A 23,106-nucleotide genomic window follows, 5' to 3' on the forward strand; every position below is an offset into this window, starting at 1 on the left:
TTCCGTCCAGCTGTTTTCCAAATCCCCAGCAATGACCCACCTGCTGGCTATGCCGGACATTGATCCACCTGAGCAGCGCAGCCGGGGCGTTTCACCGGCCAAAACAATCCGCTATGCGCAGCCTCAGAAATCACCAAGTCCGCACGCGGTTTCGCAATTGACAAATTCGGCCGCCTTTTGAGCCAATGATCCGTTCCCCCACCCCAGTCAGAGCACACTTGCAGTCCCAAAAGGCTGGACATCAGGAATACAGACGCGGGCCGGTCACGCCAGTTTCAGCACCTGCTCGATTACATATTCGGTCTGCGATACAGTCTGAGCAGGACCGATCGGCAGGCTGATCACTTCCGCAGCCAATGTCTCAGAAACAGGGAACGCGCCCTTGGTATAGCCAAGCCCGGTATAGGCCTTCTGCAGATGCGGCGGTTTGGGGTAGTGAATGACGGTGCTGACCCCAGCCGCTTCCAGCCGGGCACGGAAAGCATCCCGGTCCGGGTGGCGCGCCACAAAGAGATGCCACACCGGGCTCGCCCATTGCGGAACCACCGGCAGCACCAAGCCGGACGCGGACAGCGCCTCCAGATAACGGGCGGCAATTGCCTGACGGCGGGCATTCCAAGCATCGAGCACTTGCAGCTTCACCTGCAGTGCTGCCGCCTGGATCGGATCCAGGCGGCTGTTCTGGCCGGCCAGTTCATGCTCGTATTTAACCGCCGAGCCATAGTTCCGCAGCATCGAGACCCGTGCCGCCAGCTCCGGCGAGGTGCTGGTGAAACCGCCGCCATCGCCCAACGCACCCAGATTTTTACCCGGGTAAAAGCTCCAGCACGCGGCCTCGCCAAAGCTGCCGATCCGCTTGCCTTTGTATTTGGCTCCATGCGCTTGGGCAGCGTCTTCCAGCAGGTGCAACCCGTGCTGACCGGCCAGTTCCATCAGCGGATCCATGTCAGCAGGCTGGCCATATAGGTGGACCGGGATGATGGCCTTGGTGCGGGACGTTATGGCGGCGGCCACCGCATCCGGGTCGACATTGTGGGTGGCCTCCAGCGGCTCCACCGGAACGATGGCGGCACCGCAATAGCTGACTGCCAGCCAGGTTGCGATATAGGTATTTGCGGGCACAATGACTTCGTCCCCCGAACCGATGTCCATCGCCTTCAACGCCAGGATCAGCGCGTCCAGCCCGTTGCCAGTGCCCAAGCAGTGAGGAGCACCGGTGTAGCGGGCAAATCCGGTCTCAAACGCTTCAACCTCAGGGCCCAGAATGAAGTACCCGGACCGCGCAACCCGCAGCACAGCTGCCTCCAGCTGGTCCTGAATTTCGGCATGGGCGCCAGCGATATCGAGGAACGGGACTCTCACACTGCACCTGCCGCATTTTTGAATTCATCATAGTCGCGGATGTAGTCCGCCTCGTCATAAACTTCGGATGTCAGCACCATGCAGACCGCCCCCGAAGAGAAGTTGTCCAGATAGCGCCACATCATCGGGCAGACATACAGTCCGTAATAGGAGCGGTTCAGATGGAAACGCTTGGTCGCGAAGCCGTCATCCAGCAGAATGTCGAAGCTGCCCGACATGCAGATAATAAACTGATGCAGCGCCTTATGCGCGTGCTCGCCCCGGTCAGCCCCGCCCGGAACATCGTAGAGATAGTACACCCGCTTGATATCAAAGGGAATATGGTTGCCGCCTTCAACAAAAGTCAGGTTGCCCCGCACGTCTGTTATTTTGGGCAAGTCAATGATTTTGCAGTCAGTCAGAGGCACGGAAACCGCCTTCGCATTTGAATGTCCCTTGTGTATATGCATATCTGAACCGGACCAGCAAGCAGCGCCGGCCGCCAGGGCCGCCTCAATCAAGGACAACGTCCCTCCCATGAGCAAAAAGCTACTGATCATCGGTGCGGGTGAATTCGCCGACATCGCTTATGAGTATTTCACCGTCGACAGCGACTATGAGGTCGCGGGCTTTGCGGTGGAGGCAGAGTTTCTGACCGAGGAAGAGAAATTCGGCCTGCCCGTGGTGGCGCTGGAAACCGTGGAAACCGTGTTCCCCGCCTCTGAGGTTGAGGCGCATGTGGCCGTGACCTCGACCAAACTGAACCGGATCCGCGCACGGCTGATCGAAATTGCCCGCAGCAAGGGCTACACGCTAGCCAATTTCATCAGCCCGCATGCTATGGTTTGGCGCACGGCAGAACTGGGCGACAATGTTTTCATATTTGAAAACAACGTGGTGCAGCACGGGGTCAAGATTGAAAGCGGCTGCGTGCTGTGGTCGGGCAACCATATCGGCCATCAGACCCGGATCCGCGAGCACTGTTTCCTGGCGTCGCATGTGGTGGTCTCGGGCTACTGCGATATCGGTGCGCGCAGCTTTGTCGGGGTCAATGCCACCTTTGCTGACAATGTGAAAATCGGCGAGGACTGCTTTGTCGGCATGGCCGCTGCCGTGAACAAGAGCTTTGACACCCCGGGCCAGATTCTGAACGGCAATCCGGCAGAGGCTGCAAAAGTCTCCTCCTACCGTTATTTCCGGATCAAACAGTAAGATGGGCTGGGTCAAGAAAGGGCTGGTATTTGCCCCGGATGGAAGCCATGACTGGGCCAGGCATTCCTTCATGACGCCTTGCCCCTGGCAGCGGGACGAGGACACCATCCGTCTGTTCGGCGGGATGCGGGATGATCGGGGGATCAGCCGGATCGGCTGGGTCGACGTCGATGCCTCCGACCCGCTGCAGGTCAAGGCTGTTTCCGCCAAGCCCGCGATCGGGTTGGGAACGCCGGGCATGTTCGATGACAACGGCATGATCCTAGGCGATGTTCTGGAAGTCGCAGAGGATGAGCTGCGGCTGTACTATGTCGGGTTTCAACTGGTGGAAAAAGCCAAATTCCTGGCTTTCAGCGGCCTGGCCGTGAGCCGCGACCGGGGCAACAGTTTCAAGCGGGTGCAGCAGACTCCGGTCATCGACCGCTGCCCCGAGGGCGCCTTTATCGGCGCCCTGCATTCCATTGCAGCGCTACCTGATGGCACATACCGGGCCTGGATCTCCCGCGGATTCGGCTGGCAAGACATTGGCGGCCGACTGTTTCCACAATACGATTGCTGGACCCTGACCAGCAAAGACGGCATACGCTTTGACAATGCCTCGGCGCAGCGGATCATCGCCCCTGCCCCGGAGGAATACCGCATCGGCCGTCCGCGGGCGAACCAGCTTGCAGACGGATCATGGGAATTGCGCGCAACCTCCGACACACTGTCAAAGCAGTATGCCAGCTTCCGTTTCACCTCTCCTGACGGGGTGAGCTTTACTCGGACTGGCGACGAGGAACTGCCGCGCGGCGGAACGGATGCCTGGGACGGCGAGATGACCTGCTACCCGGCGCGGATCGATACGGAGCAGGGCCGGAGCTATTTGTTCTACAACGGCAATGACATGGGCGCCACCGGTGTGGGCGTCGCCGTCCTTGAGGATTGAGTCGTGGCAATCGAGGTTCAGCGCTATGCAGCGGAAGACGCCTGCCAGTGGGATGACTTCCTGAAGGCGTCGAAAAACGGCACCTTCCTGTTTCAGCGCGGGTTCATGGACTACCACGCCGACCGGTTTCAGGATCATTCGCTGATGATCCATGAAGACGGCAAGCTGCTGGCCGTGATGCCCGCAAATGCCGATAGCAGCGTGCTGAACTCCCATGGCGGGCTGACCTATGGCGGGGTGGTCTCCGGTGCGAAGATGAGTGCTGAACGCATGCTTGCTGTGTTCGACGCACTTGGCGTCTATCTGCGCGCCGCCGGGTTCACCGGAGTCAACTACAAGGCGGTCCCCTATATCTACCACAGCCAGCCGGCCGATGAAGACATTTATGCCCTGTTCCGGCACGGTGCGCAGGCTGTGCGCACGGATGTGTCAGCCACCATCGCAGTACCCCGCCGCCTGCCCTTTGGCAGCGGTAAGAAGGACGGGCTGCGCAAGGCGCGCAAGGCCGGGCTGGAAATCCGTGAAAGCACCGATTGGAGCGCCTGCTGGACTCTGCTGACCCAGGTTTTGGACGACCGCCACAACGCGCGGCCGGTGCACAGCGAGGCGGAGATCCGACTGCTTGCGGCCCGTTTTCCTGACCAGATCCGCATGTTCGGCTCCTTTGACAACGATCGGATGATCGCCGCCGTAGTGGTTTTTGATTGCGGCCGGACTGTGCATGTTCAGTATATTGCCGCATCGGAACAGGGCCGCTTGAAGGGTGGCGTCGACTTGATCGTTCACCACCTGCTGGACACCGTCTTCACCGGCAGTGCGTGGCTCGACTTTGGCATTTCAACCACCGATCAGGGACGGATATTGAATACGGGCCTAGCCAAGCAGAAAGAGATGTTCGGTGCCCGCAGCACGGTGTATCAGCAGTACCGCTGGCAGCTCACCTGACAAATTTTCATGCCGTCCGGAACACTGCCCGAGGATGTGGCCGGCCGAATAAGAGGACATGCAATGACACATGAACCCGCCGCCAGTTTCATCCTGCTGTCCTATTGCCAGGAAGACACTATCGCCGAGTCAGTGAAGTCTTTGCTGAACCAGAATTGCGAAGCTATTGAGATCATTATCTCAGATGATGCCTCTCCAGACGGGACGTTTGAAAAGATCAAGCAGCTTGTTGACACCTATTCCGGCCCGCACCGGATCTTGGCCCGGCGGAACGAAACTAATATGGGCGTAAACCGCCATATCGAACATGCCATCGACCTCGCCACCGCCGACCTGATGATCTGGACCGCCGGCGACGACCGCAATTCCCCCAACCGGGCCCAGCGGGTTATCGACAGCCACCGGAAAACCGGCGCCAAACTGCTCTATTCAGATGCGGAAACCGTCGGCCCGCAGGGAGAGCCTGGCGAGGACGCCTACCGCCGCGCCCTGTTCTACAAGGACTTCCGCACCGAGGATGCGGCCACTGCGTTTTCGCTCTACCTGGGCGCAACTGCTGCTTGGCACAAGGACCTCTATCGCAAATACGGCGGCTTCCCCAAGGACCGGGCCTATGAGGATCTTATCCTCGGCTTCCGCGCCCTGCTGGAGGACGGCCTGCACTACATTCCCGAGAAGCTGGTGATCTACAAAGAAGATGTCGGCATCTCAGCCCAGCTGACGAAGAAGATCAGCACTCTCTCCAATCAGGACCGCAGAACACGGATGCTGAAAGGGCAACTGGCCGTCTTGGAGCAGCGCCTTACGGATGCCAGAATATTCGGTCTGGCGGAAAATTCGCCGGTTGTCAGGAAGATGACGCAAGCCGCCGGCAAGATCGGCGCACGACTGGATTTCTATGACGGTATCAGCGCCGTGCTGGCCAGCCAGGACTATGGCTGGGGGGCCAAGCTGCAGGGCATCGCCAGCGAAGGCATGCGCAGGCTGCGCAACAGGTGACGGAGCAGACCCATAGCGCTGGCCAGCCTGCGGGCTGCAGATCGTCAGGCTTGCAGCCTCCAGGGGTCTTCCTGATCCAGACCATCTGAAACTGACCCGGAATCTGAATTTGTCCTGAAGGCGCCGATGGCTCCTGCCATGGCCTGTGCCTCTTTCGACAGGCCCAGGCTTGAGGAGGTGACCTCTTCGAACAGGGCAGCATTGCGGGTGGTGGCGTCGTCAAGATTGGACATTGCCGAATTGATCTCCTGCAAGCTGCCGGATTGTTCGGAAGAGGCCTGGGAAATGGTTTTCATCAGATCCGCTGCACTCGCGACCGAGGTGGAAATTTCACCAATTGCCGTGCGGGTCTGTTCCACCAGATCCGCACCGAGTTCCACATTTTTGCCGGCCTCATCCACCAAAGCAGAGATTTCAGTCGCGGCTTCTTTCGACCGGTGCGCCAAGGTTCGCACTTCAGAGGCAACCACCGCAAAGCCCTTGCCAACAGTGCCCGCACGTGCGGCCTCAACCCCGGCATTCAACGCCAGAAGATTGGTCTGCTGGGCAATCGCCTCGATCATGCCGATGATCTGCGAGATTTTCTCCGAGCTTTCCTTGATCGCTTCCATAGCGCCGTAGGTCCGCTTCACCACATCAATGCTGGCGCTGGCATTTTCGCGCGCCGCTTCAACAGAGGCTGACGCCTCGCTCGAAGCCTGGGCGGTGCTGGTAATGGAAACCGAGAGCTGGTTCACAGCAGCGGCTGTGCCGGCCAGCGTCTGCGCAGTATGCTCCGAGCGTTCGGACAGATCACGGGAGGCCGAGGAGATTTCAGTGCTGCCGCCGGCAATCGACTGGCCGCTTGCGCTGAGGCTGCTCACCGACACCTCCAGTTTTTCCAGCGCCGCATTGAAATCATCTCTCAGCTTCGCATAGCCCTCGCCCATCTCGCCGCGGATCCGAACTGTGAGATCGCCTTGCGACAGCTGCTCCAGCCCCTCGCCAATGGCCGTGACCGCCGCCGTCTGCTCTGCCAGGCGGGCATTACGCTCTTCATCCGCTGCAGCCTCGACCTCTGCCTTCTCCACCAGCCCGTCGCGGAACACCGACAGCGCTGTGGCAATCCGGAAAATTTCGTCACTCGACCGCTCATACCCCGTCACAGGGCGCAGGTTGCCTGCAGCCAGCCGCTCGGTGGTGGCGCTGATTTTTGCCAGAGGGCGAAGCACGAGGATCCGGGTCAGAACCAGGGACGCAACGAACACTGCTGCAGCCACAGCCGCCAGAATCTGCAGTCGGTGCTGCGCCGCTCCCACCTCATTCGCAAGACCGCCCGCAATGGATGCTATCTCCAGCTGGCTTTCTGCCCCGAGACTGGTTGCATGATGCGCAAATTCCAACACTGCATTCACGGTCGCCTGCGACGCCGCAGCAGCCGCAGCCGTAGCCTCCAGCGACGCCACTTTGAAGACCGGCAGCCCCTCGGACGGATCGGCAAGACCAACCAATTCCTCAAGCTCCTGCGCAAAGACCCCATCGTTGAAAGCGGCATAGCCCTGAAGCGCCTTGGAAGCCTCCTGCAGCGGAGCTGCAGCAGCGTTGGCAGAACCGACATCATGCGCAGCGGCCACATCCAGTGCTGCGACTTGAAAGGCACTGATCCAGCCGTTGATTTCCAGCAGCTGCTGCAGCACGCCGACTTCGTTATCCAACAGTCCCTGAATGGCCATCCGATTGTCAGAACTCGCCTGGGTTGCTGCAACAGAAAGAGTGAACACCATTCGCTCCATTGCCTGGGTCAGCGGGCGTACGCTGGCGTTGCGAGCGCTCAGCACGTCCTTGCGGCTGTCTTTCAGCTCCTTGCGGCTTGCGGTGAGTGTATAGCGGAACAGTTCCACACCCGCGCGGACCTTCTTGGCCCTGAATGTATCCAGGCCCAGATCTTCCAGCCGCCCCATGACCGGCTCAAGCCGGCTCAAAGCATCATTGGCCATCTTTTTGAGCGCCCGCTTGGTCGGAACGTCGCGCACATGGCCCAGGGCCAAAGCCGCACCGGACAAGACACTGATATCAGCGCGAGCCTCCAAAAGCGTTTGCAGACTGCCGAATTGTTGCTCAACCAGATTTTTGAGCACCTGATCAACCTGGCCAATGGTGTGTTCTCCGCCGGCCATCAAACTGTCGCTGGCCTTTGATGCGACCTCGACAAGCTTCTCCTGCACCGTTTGACTTAGGGCCTGCAAGCTGGCGGTCTGGGAGTCGATCCAGGCCTGGTTGCGGAAGGCGCCTTTGCGGGCCGTGATCAGATTATTGAGCATTTCCGAGGCCGCGGCAGCCTCCGATTTAAACAGAGTCCGCTCTGCCGCAGGCAGTTCTTCCAAGCTGTTTTCAAGATGAGAAATCGCGGCAGCCGCTTCCTTCTCGGCTTGGGCAAGCTCTTCAACTGATCCAGCTTGCAAGACCGTGATCATGGCATCCTTTGCCCGGCTTCCCGCCTTGATAAGGTGGCCGCTCAGCTCCAGCAGGGGCACCTTCTGTTCCGTCAAAACCTCCATCTGGCGGCCGGCTTGGGAAAAAACCAGAGTGACCAGAATGCCGCCGACAGCTAATGCGGCCCCCATAGCCATCAGGATCAGCGTGATTTTTGCGCCGAGGCTTGAAAACAAACGGAAACCGCGCTTGGCGGGAAGTTTTTTCTTTGAAGTCATAGTATCACCCAAGGCATCCACCCATATTCCGTGCCAAGACCGAACGAGCTTCCGGCCCCGCCGCCGCCATCGGCAGGCCAGGCATTCAATGGTGCAGGACCGCTGCCGCACAGCTACCCGCGTCTCCTAGGTAAAAAGGACGCAAGAACTTAAAAAAACATGAGCGGCAATCGTAATATCAGTTGGATTTTACCGACAGACCGTGAATGCGACCTGCTGGAAACGCCGGTTCAGCACCACCGTTCAGGTTTCGCCGGAGAGACGGCGCACCGCGTGCAGGGGCAAATTTATGGTTTCGGTAACAGGCCTGTAACCGGAAAGCGGATCGAAGACATGCCGGATCTGCCCGCCATCGCGGCCGGTGGTCAGCAGCACCGGACGGCCATTCACCTGCTGGCCAGAAACAGTAACTGGCAAGGTGCCTGTCAACCAGCCACCATAACTGACGGCGCCGCCGCCGCTGCGAATGACAATTTCGAAATAGTCCAGCGCAGCCATTTTGAAGATGAGATCCGGCACCTCGCATGGCCCGCCGCCCAGATGCTCGACCGTAAGTTCGGCACCAATAAGGTTTTGCACTGAATACCCCCAGCGGTGCATGAAATCCTCAACAACATTCAGGATCTCTTGCGTCCGCTCCTCGGGCCGCACACCCGGGCCGTATTCCGAAAACCGACGTTCGAAAGACAGTTGCTCAGGCACTCCGCCTCCTAGACCTAAATTCAGGGCCAAACTGCCCGATTTGACGCTGGTTACAGCAAGACCTAGCACGTACGTCCGTTACCCCGCAAAAGGTACTTTTGAAATACAGGTTTCCCTGCGTCACAGCGGCTTTTGCATAACCGCTTGGCCGGACTATTCCGGCACCCCCGCTTGGCGCAAGGCGGAAGCCCATTCCTGTCCCGCCGGGCTCATCGCCGCAGGATTGTCGCGCTGGAACTGCGACAGACAGAACTCCGGCGCCGCCTTAAGCAGCTTTTTGACTGTGCTTCGGGCTTCCGCGCCCCGACCGGACATTTGCAGGGCGATCGCCTTGGAACGCAGCGGCACTGGAAAAGCTCCCTTGGCTTCCAGCGACCGCTCAGAAAGCTCAATTGCGCGGCCAAAGTTGCGGGCGGACAAGTACGCCAGAGCCGAAAGCGCGTCGAAATAATACCGCTGCGGCCCTAAGGGGGTCAGCCGCCGGGCCGCGTCGGTCATTTGCACCGCCTCATCCGGCATGTCCTGATACGCCAGTGTCGCTCCTTTCAGCAGCAGCGCCAGCGCCTCGTTCGGATTGTCGCGCAGTGCCAGGTCATAGGCGTCTTGTGCCAGATCGAAGCGGAACGTCAGATGGCTGGAGATAAGCCCCTTGAGTGTATGAGCCAATGAGAAGCCCGGTGCAGCGTCGATGGCGGCTTCTGCCATCCGGCTGGCCAAACGGCTGTCCTCTCCACGATTCGGAGACAAGCCCTTTTCAACCCGCATCACATGCCAGAATCCCATCCAAGTCAGCGGCAGCGCATGCTTTGGCTCCCGTTCAAGCAGATGCGACAGGATCTCGTGCGCTTGCTGGAATTTACGCGTGTCCATTTCCTGCATCAGCGAAATCGCCGCCATCAGCAGAGTATGGCTTTCCAGGGTGGACAGCGGCTTGAAGCCCGCCAGCCGGACAGCTTCACCCGCGGCGGTTTGCCCGATTTGCTGAGTGGCATTGCGCAGCACCGCACTGCGGCCCCTCAGCAGGTTGCCTTTGCTGCCCTCGAAGCTGCGCGACCAGATCACTTTTTCGCGGACTGTATCATGCAGATCAACCTCAGCCCGGAACCGGTTTCCGTCGCAGCTAACCGTGCCCGACACCAAGTAATCGACCCCCGCGATAGAGGACACTTCGGCCGGGCGCACCGTTTCCGGGTCAAATTGACGCGATGCCAGATATGAGGTGACCGAGAACGCCCAGCTGCGCGATAAATACCGCGACAATTCTTCAGACATCAGCGATCCCAGCGGCATAGAGGCCTCGCCCGGAGCACGATGCACAAAGGGCAGCACCGCAATCGAAGGCAACAGGCCATCCATGATAAGACGGCCTGGCGATGTTCCCGCATGCGGCCCGGACCGGGTCGCTCCGCGGGCGAATTCCGCCCGGACTTCGCTCAGCCAAGCATTAAAAGCGGTCTCATAAGGAAGTTCGAACCCTTCCATGAAAACCGCATTGCCCACGCAGCTGTCGAGCTCCACCCGGGTCAGGTCGAGGATGACCCGTTCCCGGTTTGCAAACATCAGTTTGGCTGCTTCAGGACCCAGATGCCGGCGCAGCGTCGACAAGGCAGTTCGCAGGCTTGCCTTTGCCTGCTCGGGCTGCGCCAGACACCACAATGTCTTTTCCAGAAACGCCCGCGTGCGGATCCCGCCGTCAGCCGTGGACAAAAGCGCCAGCAGAGCCTGATGTTTCGCCCCAAGCTGTACATTAGCTCCACCTGCGTGAAAGACGCCGAATGCGCCAAACCGGCATATTCTTAGAAAAACAGTCATCTGTTAACTCCACAAATGCACATCGCACGCAAAATTAAAGTAGCGTTACATTGCATTATGCGAATAATTTTTGCAATTGCTGATTGCATTTCTTATCAATTTACCTCGACGCTAATTCCTGAAAGCCAGCGATCACATCTGAGGCTTGCATTCTGTCTCGCATAACGACCCACAGATAAATAGACGTTTGGAGTAACTGGATTTAGTGTAACTTACAGTCTCCCCGCAGCAAGACGGACTTGCCCCCCTTTGGGGCGCAAACCCGCACGCATAAACTGCAATAAACCATCCATTCGGGAAGAGCAGGACCATCTTTTTCCGCCAAGAAAATTTATGGAGGCTTCCTACCTGCATCGAAACCCAAATCTTCAGGCCTCGGCCCGTGTCGTTCCGATACTGGCGCTCATGCCGCTGGCACAAAGCGGTAGCCGCTGCCAAAGCGTTCTGCCCGGCCAATACCGCCACCGGGTAAATGATAGCCGATCAGCTGCATTTGTCCGGCGGCAAGCTGGTCCAGCAGGCGCATCCGTGTCGCAGCAGCCTTTTGCGGTTCCTGGTCAGCACCAACCGGCCTGCCAGGCTCAGCAAAGCTCACGTGATGATTGCCCACCGCGTCCCCTAATACCAGAACACCGTCACTGCCATCGCGGACTTCAAAAGACATATGCCCCGGTGTGTGGCCTGGTGTAGCCACAGCAGCCACTCCCGGCAGGATCTCCTCGCCGTCCCGGAACAGCTGCACTTTGTCTTCCAGTTGTTCCATCCGGCGCCGGGCTCCAATGGCCATCGCCGCCCGGCTGCTGCCAATGCTGTCTACGGTCTCCGGGTCGAACCAGTAGTCCCATTCCCTCTGCCCCATCAGGTATGCCGCGCGGGGAAACAGCAGATCATCAAAATCATCCAGCACTCCCCACAGGTGATCGGGATGGCAGTGCGTGAAGACCACATGTGTAACCTCCTCAGGCCTGACACCAAGGACATCCAGCGCGCCGGGCAGGTTTCCCGCACTCTCCTGAAAACCAGGTCCGGCACCCGCATCGAACAGAACAACTCTGCTCTCTTCGCGCAGCAAGGTTACATTCACATCCGGCGTCAGCGGCCCGGCGGGAAGCCCGTACTGTTCCAGTGCTTGCTGCAGAACATCCGGCGCTAGCCCGTCAAACAGAAACTCCGGCGGCAAATTAAGATAACCGTCCGAAACCGTCGCAATCCGCTTGTTGCCCAATGTAATTTGCGCTGAAGACCAGCCGGGGACAGCCGCCACGGCCAGTCCTGCTGCAGCCGACACGCCAAATTCGCGTCTGGTAAATGCCATACCATTTCCTTTCCGTCTCGCCGCGCAATCAAATGCACAAACAATGTTTGATGAATGTTACATCCTTACGGCAATAAGGGACAATAAGAGAACCGCACGGCGATGCCTCAGTCCGGCATACCAAGACATGAGCGGCTTTTAGGTCAGCCCCTGTGCTGTACAAGCTTTTCGCAGGGCTGCGCAAAACCTCTGGGCTGCAGCCGAAAGCTGATGCTCCCGCCGGACACACAGCCCCACGGGGCCAAGGGTGCTGTCCGTATTCAAGGGCAGCACTGCCATGCTGCCAGCTTCCAGCTCCGGCCGCACCACGCCTTGGCTGATGATCCAGATCGCCCGGTGCGCCAGCACAAAGCGCCTCCCGAAGGTGGAGGAGACAGTTTCGATCGGAAACCGGGGCAGTGGCAGACCCTGCTCCAGAAACACCCGTTCGACCAACGGCCGGATTATCGACCCTTCAGACGGCATCAGCACCGGGTAGTCCTCAAATGCTGAAGTCGGCACATGCCCGGCTCCAGCTAAGGGATGGTCCCGCGCGACAACGGCCGCCACCCGCTCGCGGTAGAGCGGGTCAAATTCCACGCCCGCCATAGTTTCCGGCGCGGGCATCCTGCCAACCACCAAATCCAGCCCGCCCCGGCGCAGCTGATCAATCAGATACTGGTTGTCACCGGACATCACCCTGAACCGCCCCGGCGTACCGCTGCATCCGTGCAGTCGCGCCAGCGTGTCCGGAACCAGATCGGCAGCGACGGTGGGCAATGCGCCAATGGCAACCAGCGGTCCATCTGCCTCGTCCAGGCCACGCAACAGCGCCACCCCGTCGCGCGCCAGCGCCAGGCTGCGACCGGCATGATCCCGGAACAGCTCACCATACCCGCTGAGCCGGATTCCGCGGCCATGCTTTTCGACCAGCGGCTTGCCGCAAACTTCCTCCAATTCGCGCAACGCCCGTGTCACCGCGGGTTGCGTCATACCCAAGGCCCCGGCCGCCTGGGTGACGCTCATCTTGCGGGCCACCTCAACGAAGACCTCAAGATGGCGCAGTTTCAATGAAGACGATAGCAGCATACCGGTCTGGTTATGATTTCATGCGTTATTCAAGATTATACAGATCAGCTCCGATATGCGATACTTAATTCATCACAAGGAGAGCAGGATGACGCAGCAGGACCGGTATAGCCAGGGCATGCAAATCAGGCGCAAGGTGCTTGGCGACGCCCATGTGGAGCGCGCCGAGGCTGCCAAAACTGCGCTGGACGCCCCCTTTCAGGAGCTGATCACCGAAGCTGCCTGGGGCACGGTCTGGGCCTCGGACCGGATTTCACTGCGGGAACGGTCTATGCTGACACTGGCGTTGCTGGCCGCCACCGGAAATTTCGACGAGATTCCGATGCACATCCGCGCCACCGCCCGAACCGGCGCCAGCCAGGAGGATGTCATCGAGGTCTTCCAGCATGCCGCCATCTATGCCGGAGTGCCGCGCGCAAACCGCGCGCTGAAGCTGGCCAAGGAAACCTATGCCGAAATGGCCGCCGAGGGAGGAGACCCCGCATGAGCACGCTGCCGGAACAGGGGGAATTCTATTCCCGCGACCGCCGCTGGCATCCAGCCGCAGTGTCGCAAGACTACAAGACCTCGGTCACCCGCGCGCCGCAATATCCGCTGATCAGCCTGGAAAACACCGCCAGCGAAATCACCGGTCCGGTATTCGGCCACAACGACATCGCCGCCACCGACAATGATCTTCTGACAAACTTTGCCCAGCCCGGCGAAAGCCCGATCGGCGAGCGGATCATCGTGCATGGCAGGGTGCTGGATGAAAACGCGCGTCCGGTGCCGAATACGCTGGTGGAGATCTGGCAGGCCAACGCCTCTGGCCGCTACCGGCACAAAAAGGACACCTACCTGGGGGCGCTGGATCCAAATTTCGGCGGCTGCGGGCGGACCCTGACGGATGAACACGGCTGCTACCATTTCCGCACTGTAAAACCCGGCGCCTACCCCTGGCGCAACCGGGTGAACGACTGGCGGCCGGCGCATATACACGTTTCGGTCTTTGGCACCGGCTTTGCCCAGCGGCTGATCACCCAGCATTATTTCGAGGGCGACCCGCTGATCGCCCGTTGCCCGATTGTGAACACAATCCCCGACCCGGCAGCAGTGGAGATGCTGATCGCGCGCCTCGACATGAATGCCACCATTCCGCTTGACACTATGGCGTACCGCTTTGACATCGTGCTGCGCGGGCGCCGGTCCACCCTGTTTGAAAACCGGCTTGAGGGAAACTGATGCCGCAGCTACCGCATTACCTTAAGGAAACTCCCTCGCAAACCGCGGGCCCGTATGTCCACATCGGCCTCGCTCCCGGTGCAGCGGGATTCGAGATCTACGATCAGGAACTTGGCCGCGACATTGCCGGCCCCAACGCCAAGGGTGAGCGTGTCCGCGTGGAGGGCATGGTGACGGACGGCACCGGATCACCAGTCAAGGATGTTCTGCTGGAGGTCTGGCAGGCCAATGCTGACGGTATCTATGCCCACCCGGAACATGCCGGCGCGGTGGAAGACGGATTTCGCGGCTGGGGCCGGGTCATTACCGACTTTGGGACCGGCAATTGGGAGTTTGACACCGTGAAACCCGGCCCGGTGATGGGCCGCAACGGCCACATAATGGCGCCGCATATCAACCTGTTGATCGTCGCCCGCGGCATCAACACGGGTCTAAACACCCGGATTTATTTCGACGACGAGGCACAGGCCAACGCCGCCGACCCGGTGCTGAGCCTGATCGAATGGGAGCACCGCCGACAGACCCTGATCGCCCGCCGCAGCGAGCGCGACGGCACCGTGGCCTACCGCTTTGACATCTGCTTGCAGGGCGATGGTGAAACCGTCTTTTTCGACATCTGAAAGGGGTTAGACTGATGGGTAAACCTTGTATCATCTGCGTGGCCATCACCGGTTCTGTGCCGACCACGGCCAACAACCCGGCGGTGCCGGTCACCATTGCCGAACAGATCGAAAGCACCCATGAGGCGTTTGAGGCCGGCGCCTCGATCGCGCATTGCCATGTGCGCAACGACGATCAGACGCCGACCTCCGATCCGGAGAAATTTGCGCGGCTGATGGAGGGACTGCACAATCACTGCCCCGGCATGATCGTGCAGCTGTCCACAGGCGGGCGGTCGGGCGCCGGGCGCGAGCGCGGCGGCATGCTGAGCCTGCGTCCTGACATGGCATCGCTGTCCGTTGGCTCCAACAACTTCCCGTCGCGGGTCTATGAAAACGCCCCCGACCTGGTGGACTGGCTGGCCGCCGAGATGCGCAAGTATGAGGTGAAACCCGAGATTGAAGCCTTTGACCTCTCGCATATCCACCAGGCGGTGAAAATGAACCGCGAGGGGCGCATTCCCGGCACCCTCTATTTGCAGTTCGTTATGGGTGTGAAAAACGCGATGCCGGTCGACAGGGACGTGTTCGATTATTACGTCAAGACCATGCAGCGGCTGGCCCCCGAGGCCGAATGGTGCGGCGCCGGGGTCGGGCCAGGGCAGATCCAGGTCAACGAGTGGTCGATCGCCACGGGCGGCCATACCCGGACCGGGCTGGAAGACAACATGCGGCTGGACCGCGAGACGCTGGCGCCGTCGAACGCGGCACTGGTGAAACGTGCTGCGGAGCTGTGCGAGAAATACGAGCGGCCTGTCGCGACCTGGCAGCAGGCCCGCGAAATCCTGGAGCTGCGGCCCGCCTGACGCCGGCCGCTTCGGGCCGCAAGGCCCGAAGCCACGCCCAAGTCCGCCAGGCTTCCCGCGCCTTAGCCGGAGCGCCCTTCCCCGCCGGACAAATCCTTCAGGATCGGGCAATCCGGCCGATTGTCGCCCGCACAGCATTCGACCAGATCCCCCAATGTGTCCCGCATTGCCTGCAGATCGGCGATTTTATCTTCGATCTTGGTGAGGTGCTCCAGCGCCAGCTGTTTCACGTCTGCACTCGCCCGGCTTTCATCCTCGTACATCGCCATCAGGGTACGGCAGTCTTCAATGGTGAAGCCCAAGGCCCGGGCCCGGCCAAGAAAGGCCAGCTTGTGCAGGTCGGTCTCGGCAAAGCAACGGTAGCCATTGGCGCTGCGATGCGGCTTGATCAGGCCGATGTCCTCGTAATAGCGGATGGTTTTGGCCGGCAGGCCCGAGCGGCTGGATACGTCTCCAATATTCATGCGCGCGCCTCCCGTCCGCCGGCGGCTAGGGACGCTGGCCCCGCCTGATCTTCATCTATGGCGGGTTTCAGGCGGCGCAAGCGCAGGGCGTTGGACAGCACAAACACGCTCGACAGCGCCATTGCGCCTGCCGCCAGCGCCGGCGACAAAAGCGGCCCGCCAAGAGGGTACAGAACCCCGGCCGCCACCGGGATCAGCAGCACGTTGTAGCCGAAGGCCCAACCCAGGTTCTGGCGGATGTTGCGCATGGTGGCGCGGCTAACGGTCAGTGCATTCACCACCCCGCGCAGATCACCCGAGACCAGCACCACATCCGCCGCCTCGATCGCCACGTCGGTGCCGGTGCCGATGGCAATGCCGGCATCCGCCGCGGCCAGCGCCGGGGCGTCATTGATGCCATCGCCGACAAAGGCCAGCGCGCCATGCTCCGCCTGCAGGTCCTGGATCGCGGCCACCTTGTCTGCGGGCAGGCATTCAGCTTTCACTGCATCGATGCCCAGCCGTGCGGCAATTGATTGCGCCGTGGCCGTGGCATCGCCAGTGATCATCGCAACCTTCAACCCCTCATCATGAAAAGCCTTGATCGCCGCTGGCGTGCCCGGCTTGATCGGGTCTGCCACCGCAATCACCGCCGCGGCCCGCCCGTCGATGGCAGCGTACAGCGGGGTTTCACCACGTTTGGCCAGTTTCTCGCCTTCTGCTGCCAGCGCCCCAAGTTCGATACCCTCACGCACCATCAGCCGGGCAGCACCGGCCAGGACCGCGTGCCCGTCGACCTCCGCCCGCAGGCCGTAGCCCGGGATCGCCTCAAAGGCGTCAGCCTGTGGCAGCCCCTTCCCTGCTGCAGCCACGATGGCAAGGGCGATGGGATGTTCCGACTGGGCCTCTGCGGCACCGGACAGACGCAGCACTTCCTCGCGGGTAAAGCCCTCAGCGCAGATCAGTTCGGTGAGCGCCGGGCGCCCCTCGGTCAAGGTGCCGGTCTTGTCGAGCGCCACCACCTGCACCTCTTGCAGCCGCTGCAGCGCATCGCCCTTGCGGAACAGCACGCCCATCTGCGCGGCCCGGCCGATCCCCACCATGATCGAGGTTGGCGTTGCCAGCCCCATTGCGCAAGGGCAGGCAATAATCAGCACCGAGACGCCCGCAACCAGAGCCAGCGGCAAGGACGGCGCCGGTCCGAACAGCGACCAAGCCAGCACCGTCAGCGCCGCTACTGCAATGACCGCAGGCACGAACCACAGCGTGATCCGGTCCACCAGCCCCTGCACCGGCAGCTTGGCGCCTTGCGCGTGCTCCACCATACGGATGATCTGCGCCAGCACAGTGTCGCGCCCAACGCGGGTTGCGCGGAATTCCAGCGCGGAATTGCCGTTGACGGTTCCCGCGGTCACCTCATCGCCCGGAGCCTTTGCCACCGGTACCGGCTCGCCGCTGATCATGCTTTCGTCGATATAGGAGCTGCCGGAAACGATCTCGCCGTCTACCGCAATCCGTTCACCCGGACGGACCCGGATCATATCACCTGCAGCGATCTCCTCGACCGGGGTTTCCACCGCCTCGCCGCCGGCGACGACCATAGCGGTTTTCGGCTGCAGCCCGGCCAGCTTGCGGATCGCCGCTCCGGTACGTCCCTTGGCCCGCGCCTCCAGAAACCGGCCGGTCAGGATCAGCACCACGATCACCGCCGCTGCCTCGAAATAGACATTGGCGGTGCCTGCAGGCAGCAGCCTTGGCGCAAAGGTGGAAATGACTGAGAACCCGTAGGCAGCGCTGGTGCCCAGCGCCACCAGCGCGTTCATGTCCGGCGCCCCCCGGAACAGCGCCGGAAAGCCCTTGACATAGAACTGCCGCCCCGGCCCCGCCAGCACCAGCGTAGTGAGGGTGAATTGCAACAAGTAGCTGTTCTGCATCCCTAAATTAGCCGCCACCCAATGGTGCAGTGCCGGGATCATATGGCCGCCCATCTCGATCACGAAGACCGGCATCGTCAGCAGAGCAGCAATCAGAACCTGCCGCCTCAGCGCGGCGATCTCATCCGACTTGCGCTGACTGGCTTGCTCCGTCTCATCCTCCGCCGCGCCGCTAGGACGGGCCGGGTAGCCGGCCTCGGTCACTGCACGCGTCAGATCAGCAACCCGGGCTGTTCCCGTCAAAAAGCGGACCTGCGCAGTCTCACTCGCCAAATTGACGCTGGCCGACAGCACCCCTGGCACCGCCAGCAGCACCCGTTCCACCCGTCCAACGCAGGACGCGCAGCTCATGCCGCTGAGAGCCAGCGTCACTTCGGATTCTGCCGCCGGGTAGCCGGCAGATTTGAGTGCAGCCGTCAGCTGCTCCAGCTGCACTCGCGGGGCGGCCGCGACCTGACCGGTTGCATTCGCAAGGTTCACTGAGGCCTTTTGGACCCCCTCGACCGCTGCCAAGGCGCGTTCTGCGCGCCCGGCGCAGCCTGCACAGCTCAAGTTGGTGATTTGCAGTGAAATTCGGGTGTTTTCTGACATGGGAGACCTGCGGGATTTTATCCTATGCAAGATCATATGAGGGTTCCAGTCAGGGGAAGGTCAAGACCTCTGCGCAAATTTCCTTCCCAAAACTGGAAGCCTGTAGGCAAGTTGCTGGAAAAGACGGTTTTTCTTCCTGCAAGGATGGCGCGGACCGCCAGTCAGCCGTCGCATTCAGAGGCAAGCCCGGCACCCCGCTCCTGATAGGATGCCATGGCAATGCTTGCGTGCGCCAGTCTGCAAATGTAACGCTGGGTCACTCCGGCTTGCGGCCTTGCTGCTGGCTGTGCATTCAACCGGATCCGCCCCGCGGCGGCCCGGCCCCGAAGAATAAGAACGAAGGACCAGTCACATGATCAAGACCCGCGCCGCCGTTGCGGTTGCCCCCGGCAAACCGCTGGAAATCATGGAGGTGAACCTCGAAGGCCCGAAAGCGGGCGAGGTTCTGGTGGAAATCAAGGCAACCGGCCTGTGCCATACCGACGAATTCACCCGTTCGGGCGACGACCCCGAAGGCATCTTCCCGGCGATCCTGGGTCATGAAGGCGCAGGCATCGTGATTGAGGTCGGCGAAGGCGTGACCAGCCTGAAACCGGGCGACCATGTGATCCCGCTCTATACGCCCGAGTGCCGCGAGTGCGACTACTGCCTCAACCCGAAAACCAACCTGTGCCAGGCAATCCGCTCCACGCAGGGCGCAGGCCTGCTGCCTGATGGCACCACCCGCTTCTCGATGCAGGACGGCACCCCGATTCATCACTACATGGGCTGCTCGACCTTTGCGAACCACACCGTGGTGCCGGAGATCGCACTGGCGAAAATCCGTGAGGATGCACCGTTCGACAAGGTTTGCTATATCGGCTGCGGCGTCACCACTGGCATTGGTGCTGTGATCAACACCGCCAAGGTGGAAATCGGCTCGCGTGCTATCGTATTCGGCCTCGGCGGCATCGGCCTCAACGTGATCCAAGGCCTTCGCCTGGCAGGCGCAGACCAGATCGTCGGTGTCGACCTGAACCCCGGCAAAGTGGAAATGGCCACGAAGTTCGGCATGACCGATTTCGTCAATCCAGCGGAAGTCGAGGGTGATCTGGTGGCGCATCTGGTCGAAGTGACCGGCGGCGGTGCGGACTATACGTTTGACGCAACCGGCAACGTCAATGTCATGCGCACCGCACTGGAAGCGGCGCATAAGGGATGGGGTGAATCGATCATCATCGGCGTGGCCCCAGCGGGCGCCGAGATTTCGACCCGTCCGTTCCAGCTGGTCACCGGCCGGTCCTGGCGCGGCACCGCATTCGGTGGCGCCTCGGGCCGTACCGATGTGCCCAAGATCGTGGATTGGTACATGGATGGAAAGATCGAGATCGACCCGATGATCACCCACAAGCTGACCCTGGATCAGATCAACGAAGGCTTTGAACTGATGCACGAAGGCAAGTCCATCCGCGCAGTGGTGGAATTCTAAGCCGCATCCAGATCGCAATCAGCGAAACGCAGGCCTCGGGGCCTGCGTTTCCATTTCCGCAGTCGGACTGAAAAGCGGCCCCCAAAAAAAACCGGGCACAGACCCATGACTGGAGTCAGTTTTCGCAGGCCGTTTCAACCGCGTCCAAGCTGACATCATACCCCCAAAGACGGCGCAGGTGCTTCAGCACCTCTTCTTGATCTTCCTCATCCAAATGGATGCCATCCCGCACGGTATGGGTCAGCTTCAATTCCCGGTCGCCGCGCAGATCCGCGTCTGTCACCTGAATATCCGGCTCCAGGTAGGCCAGATCATATTGCTTTGCCAGATCGCGGCGGATCGCCTTGTACCCTGCGCGGTTGTGGATCTGGCTCACCACCAGATTCGGCAGGTCGGCGTCATTGGTCAGCGTGAACAGCTTGAACTTGCGGATCAGATGCGGCGACAGGAACTGCTGAATGAAGCTTTCGTCGCGGTAATTCGCCCAGGCATCGCGCATCACTTTTCGCCAATCGGGATCACCGGCGAAATCGGGGAACCACTCACGGTCCTCATCGGTCGGATCCTGACAGATGCGGCGGATGTCCTGCATCATCGCAAAGCCCAGCGCATAAGGGTTGATGCCGGAATAGCGCTGATCATCGAATTCCGGTTGCAGCACTACATTGGTGTGGCTGTGCATCATTTCCATAAATGCGCCTTCGGTGATCTGGCCCTGCTCATAGAGCTTGTTAATGATGTAATAGTGCACGAAGGTCGCGCAGCCTTCATTCATCACCTTGGTCTGCTTTTGCGGGTAAAGATACTGCGCCAGCATCCGCACGATGCGCAGGATTTCGCACTGCCAAGCCTCCAGCGCCGGGCTGTGCTTTTCCAGAAAATAAAGCACATTCTCCTGCGGCAGGTTCATCTGCTTACGGCGCGCGCTGAAAGAGGCATCCTCGACCAGTTCCAGCTTGTCGCGGCCCAAGGTGGTGTCTGTCCAGATATCCAGCACGCTTTGGCCGCTTTCATAGCCGTCGCGAACCTTCTGCATGGCGACCAGCTCTTCCGTGGTCGGTTTGGGCGGGCGGCCGTAGCGGAACACGCCTTGGGATTGCAGCGCATGGGCCGCGTCCAGCACCTCTTCGACCGCGCAGGGGCCGTACCGTTCTTCACAAGCGGCAATGTAGTTTTTGGCAAAGGCCAAGTAATCATGAATGCCAGAAGCATCAGTCCACTGCTGGAATAAATAATTGTTCTTGAAGAAATGGTTATGGCCAAAGGCCGCATGGGCCATAACCAGCGTCTGCATCGCCATGGTGTTTTCTTCCATGTTGTAGCTGATGCAGGGGTTCGAATTGATAACAATTTCGTATGCCAGCCCTTGGCGGCCGGTGCGGTAAAGCGCCTCGTCTCGGGCGAAATGCTTGCCGAAGGACCAGTGCTGATACATCAGCGGCAGCCCGACACAGGAATAGGCGTCCAGCATCTGTTCGGCGGAAATGATTTCGATCTGGTTCGGATAGACGTCCAGCCCAAGATCTTCGAGCGCGATCTTCTCGATCGCGTCGCGCGCCTTTTCCATCAGTTCAAAGGTCCATTCCGGCCCGTCGAACAGCGGCTTGCGCGCCTTTTCAGCTGCCTGCATTCTGTGCCCCTCTCACTTTGGGGAGGAAGAACTCCCGGAAAATCGGATAGATGTGGCCGGGCTGCGAGACCCGTTGCATTTCGAAATGCTGGGCCTGGCCTTTCACCTCACGGTAGTTCTGCCACAGGTCTTCGCCTGCTTCAGGGTTGTTCAGCAGCATTTCCGCCGCCTCATCGACGATTTCCACATAGGCATAGAACTGGCTGACCGGCAGCAGATCTTTCAGCAGCAGGTTTTTGCAGCGCACCGAGTCATTGCCGAAATTCTCACCATCGGAGGCCTGCGCCCCGTAGATGTTCCACTCATCAGGCGGGTAACGCTCTTCGATGATCTCCTTCATCTTCTCCAGCGCGGTGGACACGATAGTGCCGCCTGTTTCCCGGGCATAGAAAAAGGTTTCTTCGTCCACTTCCTGGGCGTGATGAGTGTGCCGCACGAACACCAGTTCGGTGTGTTCATAGCAGCGCTCCAGAAACAGGTGCAGCAGCAGGAAGAACCTTTTGGCGAGATCCTTTTCCCGCTCCTGCATGGAGCCTGAGACGTCCATCAGGCAGAATACCACCGCACGGGAATTGCGGATTTTCTCAGGCACAAAGGTATCGTACCGCAGGTCCAGAGGGTCGATATAGCCGACGACCTTGCGTTTGCGGAGGATGCCTTCCAGCTTCTGTCGCAATTCGGCCAGAAACGCCTCCTGCGGCGGGCTGCGTTCCTCCAGCGCTTCCAGTTCGGCGATCTGCTCTTCCAGGTCCCGCTGGGACTTGGTGGTCGGACGCTGCAATGCGATCCGGCGCCCCAAAGAGTTCCGCATTGTGCGCACCAGATTGAGATTGTTTGGAGTGCCCGCGGTGGTCAGGCCAGCCCGGCGGGTGCCGATGGTTTCGGTTTCCACCGTTGCCTTCTCCACCAGGTCTGGCAGTTCCAGACCCTCAAACAGGATTTCAAGATACTCTTCCTGCGTTAGCGTGAAGGAAAATTCATCCGCTCCATCCCCGTCCTCGGATGCCTTTCGGCCGCCCTCGCCCGCACCGCCGTCGGGGCGCTTGATGGTGTCGCCGACAACAAAATCCTTGTTGCCGGGCAGAACATGACGGCGCAAGCCGCCTTTTGAGGAATGAAAGAACCGCGGCTCCTTCAGCCCTCTGGTCGGGATAGTGACTTTTTCGCCTTCGTCCGGGACACCGCTTCCGCTTTGGATCGATTTTCCCCGGACCGACCGGTCGACGCGTTCTTTAATGTTTTCCCGGGCCCGCCGCAGGAACCGTTGCCGGTTCCCGAGACTCTTGCCCTTCGGATTGGAGCGCCTGTCGATGAAATGATGCATGTTGCACAGCGCTCCTCT

General features: G+C 60.4%; 21 protein-coding genes. 10 read left to right on the plus strand and 11 right to left on the minus strand.

Annotation, left to right across the window (positions count from 1 at the left end; all coding sequences use genetic code 11):
* The first annotated feature begins 31 nt into the window (after nucleotides 1-31).
* Nucleotides 32-181, plus strand: coding sequence for a hypothetical protein (locus tag METH_RS23970; RefSeq protein WP_156927490.1), 150 nt, complete (start codon nucleotides 32-34; stop codon nucleotides 179-181).
* A gap of 83 nt (nucleotides 182-264) precedes the next feature.
* On the opposite strand, the gene METH_RS13795 is transcribed toward METH_RS23970, so the two are convergent.
* Nucleotides 265-1,362 (minus strand): DegT/DnrJ/EryC1/StrS family aminotransferase, encoded by a 1,098-nt coding sequence (locus tag METH_RS13795; protein WP_024091087.1) that lies wholly within the window; start codon nucleotides 1,360-1,362, stop codon nucleotides 265-267.
* On the minus strand, nucleotides 1,359-1,811 hold the full coding sequence (locus METH_RS13800) for a sugar 3,4-ketoisomerase (protein ID WP_044008675.1): 453 nt from the start codon (nucleotides 1,809-1,811) through the stop codon (nucleotides 1,359-1,361). The genes METH_RS13795 and METH_RS13800 overlap by 4 nt, the downstream gene beginning before the upstream one ends.
* 67 nt (nucleotides 1,812-1,878) lie before the next feature.
* Here METH_RS13800 and METH_RS13805 point away from each other — a divergent pair, with 67 nt between their 5' ends.
* The 4 genes from METH_RS13805 to METH_RS13820 all read left to right on the plus strand — a co-directional run bounded on the left by METH_RS13805 (nucleotide 1,879) and on the right by METH_RS13820 (nucleotide 5,425).
* The gene (locus METH_RS13805; protein WP_024091089.1) at nucleotides 1,879-2,553 is read left to right on the plus strand and encodes an acetyltransferase; all 675 of its coding nucleotides are present in this window, start codon (nucleotides 1,879-1,881) and stop codon (nucleotides 2,551-2,553) included.
* Between the two features lies 1 nt (nucleotide 2,554).
* The gene (locus METH_RS13810; RefSeq protein WP_024091090.1) at nucleotides 2,555-3,481 is read left to right on the plus strand and encodes a hypothetical protein; all 927 of its coding nucleotides are present in this window, start codon (nucleotides 2,555-2,557) and stop codon (nucleotides 3,479-3,481) included.
* A 3-nt stretch (nucleotides 3,482-3,484) separates the two neighbouring features.
* On the plus strand, nucleotides 3,485-4,426 hold the full coding sequence (locus METH_RS13815; protein WP_245602892.1) for a GNAT family N-acetyltransferase: 942 nt from the start codon (nucleotides 3,485-3,487) through the stop codon (nucleotides 4,424-4,426).
* Between the two features lie 63 nt (nucleotides 4,427-4,489).
* Nucleotides 4,490-5,425, plus strand: coding sequence for a glycosyltransferase family 2 protein (locus tag METH_RS13820; RefSeq protein ID WP_024091092.1), 936 nt, complete (start codon nucleotides 4,490-4,492; stop codon nucleotides 5,423-5,425).
* 44 nt (nucleotides 5,426-5,469) lie between these two features.
* Here the strand turns inward: METH_RS13820 and METH_RS13825 are convergent, their stop codons facing one another.
* The 5 genes from METH_RS13825 to pcaQ all read right to left on the minus strand — a co-directional run bounded on the left by METH_RS13825 (nucleotide 5,470) and on the right by pcaQ (nucleotide 13,012).
* Nucleotides 5,470-8,115 carry a methyl-accepting chemotaxis protein gene (locus METH_RS13825; RefSeq protein WP_024091093.1) on the minus strand — a complete coding sequence of 882 codons (2,646 nt, stop codon included), beginning with the start codon at nucleotides 8,113-8,115 and terminating at the stop codon, nucleotides 5,470-5,472.
* Between the two features lie 243 nt (nucleotides 8,116-8,358).
* Nucleotides 8,359-8,817: a hypothetical protein gene (locus METH_RS13830; RefSeq protein ID WP_024091094.1), complete on the minus strand. Its 459-nt coding sequence runs from the start codon at nucleotides 8,815-8,817 to the stop codon at nucleotides 8,359-8,361.
* A 153-nt stretch (nucleotides 8,818-8,970) separates the two neighbouring features.
* A complete protein-coding gene (locus METH_RS13835; RefSeq protein WP_024091095.1) occupies nucleotides 8,971-10,629 on the minus strand; it encodes a transcriptional regulator in 1,659 nt (552 codons plus the stop codon).
* A gap of 403 nt (nucleotides 10,630-11,032) precedes the next feature.
* Nucleotides 11,033-11,944, minus strand: a complete 912-nt coding sequence (locus METH_RS13840) for an MBL fold metallo-hydrolase (protein WP_024091096.1) — start codon at nucleotides 11,942-11,944, stop codon at nucleotides 11,033-11,035.
* A 138-nt stretch (nucleotides 11,945-12,082) separates the two neighbouring features.
* Complete coding sequence (gene pcaQ / locus METH_RS13845) at nucleotides 12,083-13,012, minus strand: pca operon transcription factor PcaQ (RefSeq protein ID WP_024091097.1); 930 nt, start codon at nucleotides 13,010-13,012, stop codon at nucleotides 12,083-12,085.
* 88 nt (nucleotides 13,013-13,100) lie between these two features.
* Here pcaQ and pcaC point away from each other — a divergent pair, with 88 nt between their 5' ends.
* From pcaC to METH_RS13865, 4 genes are read left to right on the plus strand one after another with little or no spacing between them, the layout of a single operon-like run.
* Complete coding sequence (pcaC, locus tag METH_RS13850) at nucleotides 13,101-13,499, plus strand: 4-carboxymuconolactone decarboxylase (protein ID WP_024091098.1); 399 nt, start codon at nucleotides 13,101-13,103, stop codon at nucleotides 13,497-13,499.
* On the plus strand, nucleotides 13,496-14,233 hold the full coding sequence (gene pcaH, locus METH_RS13855; protein WP_024091099.1) for a protocatechuate 3,4-dioxygenase subunit beta: 738 nt from the start codon (nucleotides 13,496-13,498) through the stop codon (nucleotides 14,231-14,233). Before pcaC ends, pcaH begins: the two co-directional genes overlap by 4 nt.
* Nucleotides 14,233-14,853, plus strand: coding sequence for a protocatechuate 3,4-dioxygenase subunit alpha (pcaG, locus tag METH_RS13860; RefSeq protein WP_024091100.1), 621 nt, complete (start codon nucleotides 14,233-14,235; stop codon nucleotides 14,851-14,853). Before pcaH ends, pcaG begins: the two co-directional genes overlap by 1 nt.
* A gap of 14 nt (nucleotides 14,854-14,867) precedes the next feature.
* Complete coding sequence (locus METH_RS13865) at nucleotides 14,868-15,698, plus strand: 3-oxoadipate:acetyl-CoA acetyltransferase (RefSeq protein WP_024091101.1); 831 nt, start codon at nucleotides 14,868-14,870, stop codon at nucleotides 15,696-15,698.
* 62 nt (nucleotides 15,699-15,760) lie between these two features.
* Here the strand turns inward: METH_RS13865 and cueR are convergent, their stop codons facing one another.
* Both cueR and METH_RS13875 read right to left on the minus strand, forming a co-directional pair.
* A complete protein-coding gene (cueR, locus tag METH_RS13870; protein ID WP_024091102.1) occupies nucleotides 15,761-16,162 on the minus strand; it encodes a Cu(I)-responsive transcriptional regulator in 402 nt (133 codons plus the stop codon).
* Nucleotides 16,159-18,666, minus strand: a complete 2,508-nt coding sequence (locus METH_RS13875; RefSeq protein WP_024091103.1) for a heavy metal translocating P-type ATPase — start codon at nucleotides 18,664-18,666, stop codon at nucleotides 16,159-16,161. The genes cueR and METH_RS13875 overlap by 4 nt, the downstream gene beginning before the upstream one ends.
* Nucleotides 18,667-19,021: 355 nt before the next feature.
* Here METH_RS13875 and METH_RS13880 point away from each other — a divergent pair, with 355 nt between their 5' ends.
* A complete protein-coding gene (locus tag METH_RS13880; RefSeq protein ID WP_024091104.1) occupies nucleotides 19,022-20,134 on the plus strand; it encodes an S-(hydroxymethyl)glutathione dehydrogenase/class III alcohol dehydrogenase in 1,113 nt (370 codons plus the stop codon).
* 115 nt (nucleotides 20,135-20,249) lie between these two features.
* On the opposite strand, the gene METH_RS13885 is transcribed toward METH_RS13880, so the two are convergent.
* Together METH_RS13885 and METH_RS13890 are read right to left on the minus strand one after the other, a co-directional pair.
* Nucleotides 20,250-21,764: a SpoVR family protein gene (locus METH_RS13885; RefSeq protein WP_024091105.1), complete on the minus strand. Its 1,515-nt coding sequence runs from the start codon at nucleotides 21,762-21,764 to the stop codon at nucleotides 20,250-20,252.
* Entirely contained in the window at nucleotides 21,751-23,088 is a 1,338-nt protein-coding gene (locus tag METH_RS13890; RefSeq protein ID WP_024091106.1) for a YeaH/YhbH family protein, read from the minus strand. Before METH_RS13890 ends, METH_RS13885 begins: the two co-directional genes overlap by 14 nt.
* Nucleotides 23,089-23,106: the final 18 nt, after the last annotated feature.

Source organism: Leisingera methylohalidivorans DSM 14336, assembly GCF_000511355.1.
GTDB classification, from domain to species: Bacteria; Pseudomonadota; Alphaproteobacteria; order Rhodobacterales; family Rhodobacteraceae; genus Leisingera; species Leisingera methylohalidivorans.

Bases quoted from the DNA above. Each gene is read 5' to 3' on its own strand.
- METH_RS13840 (WP_024091096.1), bottom strand. From the start codon at position 11,944: ATGGCATTTACCAGACGCGAATTTGGCGTGTCGGCTGCAGCAGGACTG.
- METH_RS13835 (WP_024091095.1), bottom strand. From the start codon at position 10,629: ATGACTGTTTTTCTAAGAATATGCCGGTTTGGCGCATTCGGCGTCTTT.
- METH_RS13820 (WP_024091092.1), top strand. From the start codon at position 4,490: ATGACACATGAACCCGCCGCCAGTTTCATCCTGCTGTCCTATTGCCAG.
- pcaH (WP_024091099.1), top strand. From the start codon at position 13,496: ATGAGCACGCTGCCGGAACAGGGGGAATTCTATTCCCGCGACCGCCGC.
- METH_RS13805 (WP_024091089.1), top strand. From the start codon at position 1,879: ATGAGCAAAAAGCTACTGATCATCGGTGCGGGTGAATTCGCCGACATC.
- pcaG (WP_024091100.1), top strand. From the start codon at position 14,233: ATGCCGCAGCTACCGCATTACCTTAAGGAAACTCCCTCGCAAACCGCG.
- METH_RS13875 (WP_024091103.1), bottom strand. From the start codon at position 18,666: ATGTCAGAAAACACCCGAATTTCACTGCAAATCACCAACTTGAGCTGT.
- METH_RS13825 (WP_024091093.1), bottom strand. From the start codon at position 8,115: ATGACTTCAAAGAAAAAACTTCCCGCCAAGCGCGGTTTCCGTTTGTTT.
- METH_RS13800 (WP_044008675.1), bottom strand. From the start codon at position 1,811: ATGCATATACACAAGGGACATTCAAATGCGAAGGCGGTTTCCGTGCCT.
- METH_RS23970 (WP_156927490.1), top strand. From the start codon at position 32: ATGACCCACCTGCTGGCTATGCCGGACATTGATCCACCTGAGCAGCGC.
- pcaC (WP_024091098.1), top strand. From the start codon at position 13,101: ATGACGCAGCAGGACCGGTATAGCCAGGGCATGCAAATCAGGCGCAAG.
- pcaQ (WP_024091097.1), bottom strand. From the start codon at position 13,012: ATGCTGCTATCGTCTTCATTGAAACTGCGCCATCTTGAGGTCTTCGTT.
- cueR (WP_024091102.1), bottom strand. From the start codon at position 16,162: ATGAATATTGGAGACGTATCCAGCCGCTCGGGCCTGCCGGCCAAAACC.
- METH_RS13885 (WP_024091105.1), bottom strand. From the start codon at position 21,764: ATGCAGGCAGCTGAAAAGGCGCGCAAGCCGCTGTTCGACGGGCCGGAA.
- METH_RS13865 (WP_024091101.1), top strand. From the start codon at position 14,868: ATGGGTAAACCTTGTATCATCTGCGTGGCCATCACCGGTTCTGTGCCG.
- METH_RS13810 (WP_024091090.1), top strand. From the start codon at position 2,555: ATGGGCTGGGTCAAGAAAGGGCTGGTATTTGCCCCGGATGGAAGCCAT.
- METH_RS13890 (WP_024091106.1), bottom strand. From the start codon at position 23,088: ATGCATCATTTCATCGACAGGCGCTCCAATCCGAAGGGCAAGAGTCTC.